Source organism: Daejeonella sp. (genome assembly GCF_044232565.1).
GTDB lineage: Bacteria > Bacteroidota > Bacteroidia > Sphingobacteriales > Sphingobacteriaceae > Daejeonella.
Genome location: NZ_JBIILQ010000119.1, coordinates 1 through 8,337 on the forward strand (window position 1 = coordinate 1; position 8,337 = coordinate 8,337).

Consider the following 8,337-nt stretch of genomic DNA (forward strand, 5'->3'; position numbering starts at 1 on the left):
GGATGCTCATGGACCTAGGTGATGGTAAAGATATACGTGTGACTTTTAAAGATTACAAAATCTTTATGCCAAAAGATCTAGCCGGTAAAGAGGTTGTTTTAGATGGTTTTGCTTATACCGATACCACCTCAATTGAAACACTTAAACATTATGCAAAGGATGCCGGTAAATCTGAAGCAGAAATTGCAGCAATTACTAGTCCCAAAGTACAATTAGCCTATGAGGCAAAGGGTGTAGTGGTAACTAACTAGTTTAAAACGAATAAAAAAAGGGAGCTTTTCGATCGAAAAGCTCCCTTTTTATTTGGATAGTGCTTACTTAGATAAGTACATCGATTTTTCTTTGTACAAATGTCTGAAATATGGATCCTCGAGATCTTTGATGAAGCGTATTGCTTCACCTGTTGATTTCATCTCAGGACCTAGCTCCTTTTTAACTTCTGGAAACTTATCGAAAGAGAATACCGGTTCTTTGATCGCATAACCTTTAAGCTTACGCACAATCGAAAAATCTTTTAGTTTATGCGTACCTAACATGATTTTTGTTGCAATGTTGATGTATGGAACATCGTATGCTTTTGCAATAAATGGTACCGTACGTGAAGCTCTAGGATTAGCTTCAATTACGTAAACTTTTTCGTCTTTTATAGCAAACTGAATATTTAATAATCCTCTAACATTTAGCGCTTTAGCAATTCTTTTGCTGTACTCTTCCATCAACCCAATCACATTTTCAGATAAACTGAAGGGAGGTAAAACAGCGTATGAATCTCCGGAGTGAATACCTGCTGGCTCAATATGCTCCATAAGGCCGATGATATGACAATCTTCTCCATCTGAAATCGAGTCTGATTCAGCTTCCCCAGCTCTATCTAAGAAATGATCAATCAGAACGCGGTTTCCCGGAAGGTTTCTCAATAATTTAACAACGGCTTTTTCAAGGTCTTCATCATTGATAACGATGCTCATTCCCTGTCCGCCTAATACATAACTCGGACGAACTAGCACCGGATATCCAACTTTATGAGCCACTTCCAATGCTTCCTCCGCACTTTCTGCAACACCATATAATGGATAAGGAATATCCATTTCTTTTAAAAGATCAGAGAATCTGCCGCGATCTTCCGCGATGTCCATGCTATCAAATGAGGAGCCAATAATTTTAATTCCTTTTTCATGAAGCTTTTCAGCCATTTTGAGTGCTGTTTGTCCGCCAAGCTGAACAATTACACCTTCAGGTTTTTCAAGTTCAATAATCTCACGTACATGCTCCCAGAATATGGGCTCAAAATATAGCTTATCAGCCATATTGAAATCGGTTGACACTGTTTCAGGATTGCAATTGATCATAATTGCTTCATAACCAGCTTCTTTCGCTGCTAGAAGTCCATGTACACAGGAATAATCAAATTCAATCCCTTGTCCAATGCGGTTCGGGCCAGATCCTAGTACAATGATCTTCTTTTTATCACTAACAATCGACTCATTTTCAAATTCGAATGTAGAGTAGAAATAAGGTGTTTTAGCAGGAAATTCAGCTGCACAGGTGTCAACCATCTTATATACTCTGTGTATACCTAGTTCCTTACGGCGATCATATACTTCATCTTCAGTAACATTTCCAAGCAACCATGCTATCTGTGTATCGGCATAACCTTTTTGCTTCAATGTAATGAAGAAATCTGTCGGTATGTTTTTTAATGAATAGCGTTTCAGTTCCGCCTCCATAGTAACAAGTTCCATGATCTGCACCAAGAACCATTTGTCGATATGAGTTATTTTACGGATAGATTCTAGTGGAACACCGAGGCTCATTGCATCTTTGACATGGAAAAGACGATCCCAACTTGGGTGCTCTAAACTATGCATAATCTCTTCCAGATTGCGGCTTTGGCGCCCGTCTGCACCTAATCCCAAGCGGTTCGTTTCCAAACTCTGACATGCTTTTTGAAGGGCTTCAATAAAGGTGCGGCCAATGGCCATTACTTCACCTACCGACTTCATTTGCAAACCAAGTTCAGTATTGGCACCTTTAAATTTATCAAAGTTCCAACGAGGTATTTTAACAATCACATAATCTAATGATGGCTCAAAATATGCTGATGTAGTTTTAGTGATTTGATTTTCAATTTCATCCAGATTATATCCGATAGCTAATTTTGCAGCAATTTTAGCAATGGGATAACCTGTAGCTTTTGATGCCAGGGCTGATGAGCGTGAAACTCTAGGGTTGATTTCAATCGCGATAATATCTTCCGTAGCGGGGTCAACAGAGAATTGTACATTACAACCACCTGCGAAATTACCGATTGAACGCATCATAAGAATTGCTTGATTACGCATTTCTTGATAGCAACGATCACTCAATGTCATGGTTGGGGCAACAGTAATAGAATCTCCAGTATGGATACCCATTGGGTCGAAATTTTCTATGGCACAGATGATGATTACATTATCATTTCCATCTCTAAGAAGCTCAAGCTCATATTCTTTCCAACCTATAACAGCTTTTTCAACTAATACTTCATGGGTAGGTGAGGCCTGTAAACCGCGACTCAAAGCCTGATCAAAGTCTTCTTTTTTATGAACAAAACCGCCTCCAGAACCTCCAAGGGTATATGATGGACGAATAACTAGCGGATAACCAATTTCTTGAGCAGCTTCCTTACCTTCAAGAAAGGAATTGGCAATTTTAGATTTTGCCACTCCTACTCCAATCTCAACCATCAATTTACGGAACTCTTCACGGTTCTCAGTCTTCTCAACCGCCTCCATGTCAACCCCCACAATCCGGACATTATGAGCAGCCCAGATACCCCTTTCTTCAGCTTCCTTACAAAGGTTAAGTGCTGTTTGTCCGCCCATTGTAGGTAAAACAGCATCAATTTTCTGCTCTTTTAAAATTTGTTCAATACTTTCACAAGTTAAAGGAAGCAGATAAACATGATCAGCAATAACCTTATCTGTCATGATGGTGGCAGGGTTAGAGTTGATAATGGAAACTTTAATTCCTTCGTCTTTTAATGAAAGGGAAGCTTGTGATCCTGCATAATCAAATTCGCAGGCTTGGCCGATAATGATTGGTCCTGAACCTATAATCAGGACTGAGCGGATGGAAGTATCTAATGGCATTTTCTTCTTAAGAGTCTAATTTTGACTAATCAAATGCGAGATTAATATGCTTAGAAGAACAAAATCCCGATTGCTTTGTCGGGATACAAAGGTATATTTTTTTTAAGCGAATAGAGGCCTTTTTTTAAAAATTCTTGAAAAAAACAGAAATTTATTAGATTTTTAATTTTAAATGATTGTCTATCCAAATTCATTAATAATATTGCATCTCAAATGGTATTTATATGGTATTTTAATAATGTAATAAATTAAATTTGCCATCTTAGTTGATGTCTATTAAAAGTATATTTATGATGAAAAAACCAATTTTAGGATTTATAGTATTACTAACTATTTTAAGTGCTTGTTCGGCTGTGCAATCTGTAATCCGCTCTTCATTTCCATATACCGCTAATCTGATTGTTCCTCAAACCACTCAGGTGGATACAGTTCTATCTGTTAAAAGTCAGGCGAGTACCCTCGATCAAATAGTTACAGGATATGGATCAAATACTAAAGCCATTAAAGATGTACGTATTGCATCTGTAAAAATTGAGGCCAATACACCTGCGGGACAGAGCCTTGGGCTTTTTAAATCAATTAAAGTTTATATATCTCGCGGGGATAGCAGCAAGGAATTGTTAATTGCATCCAGAAATGAGATTTCTACTAATGTTGGGAGCAGTATCTTGCTCGACGCCGATAATACAGCCTTAGTTGATGAATTTATAAAAGGCTCTACGGTGCGTATTAGAATGGAATATGAGTTGAGAAATTCAATTATTAATGCGATAAGTATTAAAAGCACTTTAGCATTAAGTGTGGCGTCAAATAAGGTCAAATAAGGCATTATTCGCCAAATTTGCTTTTCCGCCTTATCTTTGTCCCGATGAATTTTATGCTCACTGTTACCAGCTGGCTGGAGAGTCAAAGTCTGCTTGAGGTATTTGGCGTGATTAGCGGAATCTTATGCGTTTACCTTGCCGCAAAAAATAATATCTGGAGTTGGCCCTTCGCCATTATAAGTGTCTTGATTTATACACTTATATTTTTTGAGGAAAAACTATATGCTGATGCGGGTCTACAGATCTATTTTTTAGTTACAAATATTTATGGCTGGTACTTTTGGAGTAGAAAAACGGGTGCAGAAAATAGGAACCCAATTATGTTTGCTTCAAAAAATATTATTATTTTATCCATTTTGGGCATATTAGTCTTCACCTTTTTACTTGGGACTTTCCTCTATAAAAGCACAGATGCTTCATTTCCATATATAGATAGTTTTTGTACAGCATGCAGTCTTGTTGCGCAATTTTTTCTTGCCCGAAAAATTATTGAAAATTGGCTGATTTGGATATTTGTAGACCTAATTTATGTTGGGGTTTACATCATGAAGGACCTTCATTTAACCGCTGGAATGTATGCTTTATATATTTTAATTGCGGCAATGGGTTTTATTAATTGGAAAAAGGATTTTAAGCAATCCACATTGTCGAATAATGCGCGTCCTTTATAAATAGAATGGCTTTATGAATAATAGTATGGAATCGAGCTTGGTAAGGATAGCGATTGTGGGACCAGAATCAACTGGAAAATCGACCATTTCCGAACAGTTAGCAAAGCACTATCAAACCGTTTGGGTACCTGAATATGCTCGAGACTATTGCGAAAAGCTTAGTGCTCCATGTACCTGGGAGGATGAAATTAATATGTTTAGGGGTCAGCTGCAGTTGGAGGCAGAACTCGCAGCACAAGCCAATCGGATACTGATTTGTGATACTACAATTATTACTGTTAAAATATGGAGTGATCATATTTTTGGAAGCTCACCGCAGGAAGTGCTCGACAAATTACCCCATCACCATTACGATTTATATTTATTGATGGATATTGATCTGCCATGGGAGGAGGATCCTTTGCGGGATTTCCCTGATTTACGCGAACATTTTTTAGCTGTTTGGCATTCTGAACTCAAATCTTTAAATGCGAATTATACGCTCATTTCAGGCTCCGATGAATTGAGATTGAATAATGCAATTAGGTGTATTGATTCGTTTATGATTAAGGGGGATTGAATTTAGAAAAATAGAGAAAAATAATTTTCGATATTTTTAAAGGACACATGCAACGCTGCAAAATACTCTGCGTCTTTTACATAAGAAAGCCTAAAAAATTTGAAAGCAGTTTACGTAGATCTGCATCATGGCCTTGTGCTTGAATGTAGAAACGGTAATAGAAAAGCACATAATGAACTGTACAAGCTCTATTCAAGAGCCATGTTTAATATTGCTATGCGCATTCTTAATGATGAAGATGAGGCAGAAGATGTGCTACAAGAAGCATTTGTAGATGCTTTTAACCGTATCGCTGATTTTAGGCAAGAAACTTCTTTCGGAATGTGGATGAAACAGATCGTAATCAATCGGTCTATTAGTCAGTTACGCAAACACAAAATAGAGCTTATATCTATTGATGATACCGATGTTGATTTTATTCCTGATTCTGGAATAAGTAACACCGAAGAAATTGAATTTCAAGTTAAGCAAGTACGTGCAGCTATTCAAGAACTTCCAGATGGATATCGAATAGTACTTACGCTTTACTTGCTTGAAGGATATGACCATGAAGAGATATCGCATATTTTGCGAATCAGTGAAAATACGTCGAGAACGCAGTTTATGAGAGCAAAAAGAAAGCTCGTAGACATATTAAGGAGTAAAGGAATTTGTTATAACTAAATCATTTCTGAACCTATAAGAGCATAATGATGAGTGAAAGATTAGAACATTTTATAAAAGATCATAAAAAAGATATTGATCAGTTTGAACCACCTGCAGATTTGTGGAACAAAATTGAAAATCAGCTTGATGAAAAACAAATTGGGATCAAGAGTGGAATAAATAAAGAAGGTTCTATGCGCCTGAGTTTTTTACTGAAAATAGTCGCCACAATTATCCCTTTAGTTTTAGCAGGTTTTTGGTTCTATCAGTACCAAATGAAGCAGTTAACTGAGCTTAGTAATATCGATCTAGGGATGGCTAAACAACAGATTCATTATGCTTCTTTAATAGAAATTAAGCGTATTGAGTTAAAACGAATTGAAAAAGAGGAGCCTCAATTGTATCTGGAATTTTCATCGGAAATTAAGAAAATGGATGAAAGCTATCAGAGATTAAAAAAGGAATTACCTGCAAGTCCTAATCAGGAAGAAACGGTAAAGGCGATGATACAAAATCTTCAAATACAGACCGAGCTGTTAAATCAGCAGCTACAAATAATTCAACAGATTAATCAAATTAAAAAAGACAACGAGTATGGAAATCAAGATATTTAAAAAGGCAATAGCAGTTGGTCTTACACTTTTGTTTAGTGAATTGGCATTAGCTCAGACTACCCCAGCTGTTTATTTGAACGATTCGAAAATCAGGGTTGATCTAAATAACATTGAATTTGATGTTGCTAAGGCACTCAAAACAGTGCGCCTTGAATTGGAAAGCTTAAACTTTAGGCGTATTGGTGCTGCGTTTGACGCGATTGGGAGAGATATAGACAGAGAATTTAGCGATGTTGACTTTGAAATTGTTAGTGATAATCTGGAGAGTCGCAATGTCTATATGGATGCTGCAGAAAAAACAAAACGTATAATTAAATCGTACGTGGTTGATAAGGATGACAAGTTATCGGTCAATAATCAATATGGAAAAGTTACCGTGCATGTATGGGCAAAGAATGAGATAAAAGTTGAAGTGGAAATCAAGGCTTTTGAAGCTTCAGAAAATAGCGCAACTGAACTTTTGGAAAGTGTAAACATTGCAGAATCGCGTGATGGAAATCTCATCAGTTTTAAAACCAATTTTGAAAAGACTTCCATGAATTTTTGGTCCAAAATCAAGAATGGAAAAGAAGAAAGAAGGGGAGTTCAGGTAAATTACGTGATCTACATGCCGGCTAAAAACCCTTTGGATATTAACAACCGTTATGGAAGTACAGAGCTCGATGATTTTGCAGGTCCCGTTAATATCAGTAGTTCCTATGGTTCATTTTCTTCCGGCAAACTTGATCATCCGGCAAATCATGTTAAAGTGAGCTATGGTTCAGCAAGCATAGAAAATTTTTCCAATGGAAATTTAGCGATTAGCTATGGTAATTTAAAACTAACTGAAGGTGACAGATTAAACGCATCAATCAAATACAGCAGCTCTAAAATATCCCACCTTAGCAATGGAGGTACATTTAACTTGGCTTACAGCAGCGGATTTAAAATTGATGAGGTAGATAAAAATGTCAAAAATCTTACTATTTCTTCATCTTATTCAGGTGTAACACTAGGAATTGATGAGTCTGCTGATTTCGATTTTGATGTAACTGTAAGTTATGCTGGTTTCAATTATTCAGCAAGCCAAATCAGTATAACTGATCAACCATCAGAGACAGGAAAATCAAAAGGCTGGAACCCCACTAAGAATTTTAAAGGGCAAATAGGTAAAGGCTCTGATTCACGCATTATCATAAAATCTAGTTACGGCGCGGTAAAATTTTTATAGATTCTCTTTTTAGGGAGTAATAACCTTTCGCTTTTTTGGTGGGAGGTTTTTTTGTTTTTATTCCTTAACTCTTTTAACCTATTTTTACAAAAAAAAATAATTATGGAATGGTTAGCAAACCCTGAAATCTGGATATCATTACTCACCTTAACAGTTCTTGAAATAGTTCTTGGAATAGATAATATCATATTTATTTCAATTATGGCGTCAAAACTTCCGGCTAATAAGCAGAAAAAGGCGCGGCAGGTTGGCTTAGCATTGGCCATGATTACTAGAGTTCTATTGCTTTTATCGTTGTCATGGATTATGACTTTAACCAGTCCACTCTTTAATATGGGCGAATGGATCAAATTAACAGATAAAACAATGTTAGAGCAATTCGCTATTTCGGGAAGAGATCTAATTCTTATTATTGGGGGCTTATTTCTAATTTATAAAAGCACAAGCGAAATTCATGATAAGCTAGAAGGTGCTGAGCATCATACTGATACAAAATCTGTTGTGACTTTTTCTGGCGTTATTATTCAGATTTTGATTCTTGATATTGTTTTTTCCCTCGACTCCGTAATCACTGCAGTAGGCATGGCAGATCACATTGAAGTAATGATTGCTGCTGTAATCATCGCTGTAATTGTAATGATGCTTTCTGCTGGTGCAATTTCTGAGTTTGTAAATAAGCATCC

General features: G+C 36.6%; 9 protein-coding genes. 8 read left to right on the forward strand and 1 reads right to left on the reverse strand.

Translation table 11 applies throughout. The annotated features are described in order from the left end of the window. The coding region (locus ACILQF_RS07745) for a DUF4920 domain-containing protein (RefSeq protein ID WP_395626846.1) at positions 1-251 on the forward strand (251 nt) is incomplete at its 5' end. 63 nt (positions 252-314) lie between these two features. On the opposite strand, the gene carB is transcribed toward ACILQF_RS07745, so the two are convergent. Then, complete coding sequence (gene carB, locus ACILQF_RS07750; protein WP_395626847.1) at positions 315-3,131, reverse strand: carbamoyl-phosphate synthase large subunit; 2,817 nt, start codon at positions 3,129-3,131, stop codon at positions 315-317. Between the two features lie 290 nt (positions 3,132-3,421). Here carB and ACILQF_RS07755 point away from each other — a divergent pair, with 290 nt between their 5' ends. The 7 genes from ACILQF_RS07755 to ACILQF_RS07785 all read left to right on the forward strand — a co-directional run. After that, positions 3,422-3,955: a hypothetical protein gene (locus ACILQF_RS07755; RefSeq protein ID WP_395626848.1), complete on the forward strand. Its 534-nt coding sequence runs from the start codon at positions 3,422-3,424 to the stop codon at positions 3,953-3,955. Positions 3,956-4,008: 53 nt separating this feature from the next. Next, complete coding sequence (gene pnuC, locus ACILQF_RS07760; protein WP_395626849.1) at positions 4,009-4,626, forward strand: nicotinamide riboside transporter PnuC; 618 nt, start codon at positions 4,009-4,011, stop codon at positions 4,624-4,626. Positions 4,627-4,639: 13 nt separating this feature from the next. Next, positions 4,640-5,185: an AAA family ATPase gene (locus ACILQF_RS07765; RefSeq protein WP_395626850.1), complete on the forward strand. Its 546-nt coding sequence runs from the start codon at positions 4,640-4,642 to the stop codon at positions 5,183-5,185. Positions 5,186-5,284: 99 nt separating this feature from the next. Continuing rightward, positions 5,285-5,848, forward strand: a complete 564-nt coding sequence (locus ACILQF_RS07770; RefSeq protein ID WP_395626851.1) for an RNA polymerase sigma factor — start codon at positions 5,285-5,287, stop codon at positions 5,846-5,848. A 26-nt stretch (positions 5,849-5,874) separates the two neighbouring features. Beyond that, positions 5,875-6,444 carry a hypothetical protein gene (locus ACILQF_RS07775; RefSeq protein WP_395626852.1) on the forward strand — a complete coding sequence of 190 codons (570 nt, stop codon included), beginning with the start codon at positions 5,875-5,877 and terminating at the stop codon, positions 6,442-6,444. Beyond that, positions 6,425-7,654 carry a hypothetical protein gene (locus ACILQF_RS07780; protein ID WP_395626853.1) on the forward strand — a complete coding sequence of 410 codons (1,230 nt, stop codon included), beginning with the start codon at positions 6,425-6,427 and terminating at the stop codon, positions 7,652-7,654. Before ACILQF_RS07775 ends, ACILQF_RS07780 begins: the two co-directional genes overlap by 20 nt. A gap of 102 nt (positions 7,655-7,756) precedes the next feature. Next, the coding region (locus ACILQF_RS07785; RefSeq protein ID WP_395626854.1) for a TerC family protein at positions 7,757-8,337 on the forward strand (581 nt) is incomplete at its 3' end.